Origin of the sequence: Salinivibrio siamensis (assembly GCF_001996005.1) — a bacterium.
GTDB lineage: Bacteria > Pseudomonadota > Gammaproteobacteria > Enterobacterales > Vibrionaceae > Salinivibrio > Salinivibrio siamensis.
The window spans coordinates 1-1,353 of sequence record NZ_MUFB01000055.1 but is presented as its reverse complement, the minus strand read 5'-3'; the positions used below and the strand labels follow the sequence as shown (position 1 = coordinate 1,353).

Here is a 1,353-nt window from a genome sequence, read left to right as displayed (position 1 = left end):
GGATAAGGGATCTGTTCCTTATCTAGTAAAAAACTAGATAAATTAGTCTCCATATCTATAGAAATTCGATATTCATTTGTTCTTGTTCCTTTTGCTGAAGTCAATTTATTCTCCTAGCTTCTAATGCCTTGCCCACCGGTGAATTAGGAGCGAAGCGAGTAATTATTCACGGAAAGCGCATGAACATCCGCGTCAAGAAAGGCTTCCTAACACGGTCGCCAAGTACTCTTGGTCCATCGCGCACATCATTCGCTTGCGTTGAATGCCAGCTTTGAAACTCTTCTCTTGCTTTAATAAATTCAAAACCATTTGCCTTATTCGTGCAAAAATTTCCGCTCGGTCATCGACTCTTATTCGGCAAACATCTTCTTTTAATCCAACATCAAGTTGCCAATGCATTGATTCAATTAACCAGTGTGAGCGCGTAGCATCATGAAGCTCTTTCGCTGTCAGTGCTTTTGAGCTTATATAATAGCGCACTGAAATATCTGACTCTTCAGCATGTTTGCCTTCTTGACGAACACTCACCATGATGCCCATCGTTTTTAATTCAGGCCAATCATAAGCCAAATCACCTAATACACTTAAATCGGTATTAATCAGTGCACATCGTGTTTCCAAACGCCCATGCGATTTTTCTTGTGATGCGTAGCTATCACCATCAAATTTTTGAAGCATTGCCGGGCGGTAATAATTATCAAACGCTTTATCTAACTTGCCTTGATTTCCTTTAACGGCAAGCAAATAATCAGCATTTTTATCGATGATTTTCTGTGCGATTTTGTGCTGACAACCCATAGCATCCATGGTAATCAAACAACCTGAAATATCAAGCAATTCCAGCAACTTAGGGATGGCAGTAATCTCATTTGTCTTACTGTCTACTTTCGACTGTCCGAGACACACTCCATTTGCGGTTGCGAACGCATTAACCATATGAATAGCAGCTTGGTCTGTTGCTCGATTATATGAGCCCCTTAGTGTTTTTCCATCAATGGCAACCACTTCGCCATCCGTTAATTCATGACACGATTTCATCCATTCTATAAAGGCTTTTTGTAATGCCTTTGGACTGATGGTTCCCATCACTCTTGCGATCGTATCTGCCGACGGTGACGTTTTACCTGAAAAGCCAAAGCGTAATAAGAAATCGCGCTGCTTACGGCCATAATCACTAATGCCTTTCCAGGTATCATGGCCAGAGAGAACCGCACAGATCGTTATCAAAATAATATCTGATAACGTATGTTCAACTTTTCCTTCTTGGCGAATATCTTTGATGGAAACGAAATGCATAAATGGACTTTTTCTTCTGTCATTTTTAATCTCCTAAACATTAGGAGACCATTAAAT

At 40.4% G+C, this 1,353-nt stretch carries 1 protein-coding gene; it reads right to left on the bottom strand.

Features of this window, described 5'->3' with window-relative positions; genetic code table 11:
- Nucleotides 1-192 precede the first annotated feature (192 nt).
- Nucleotides 193-1,296 (bottom strand): ISAs1 family transposase, encoded by a 1,104-nt coding sequence (locus BZG73_RS15860; protein ID WP_077668825.1) that lies wholly within the window; start codon nucleotides 1,294-1,296, stop codon nucleotides 193-195.
- Between the last annotated feature and the right edge of the window lie 57 nt (nucleotides 1,297-1,353).

Coding starts and splice junctions, on each gene's coding strand:
- BZG73_RS15860 (WP_077668825.1), bottom strand. CDS start 1,296: ATGCATTTCGTTTCCATCAAAGATATTCGCCAAGAAGGAAAAGTTGAA.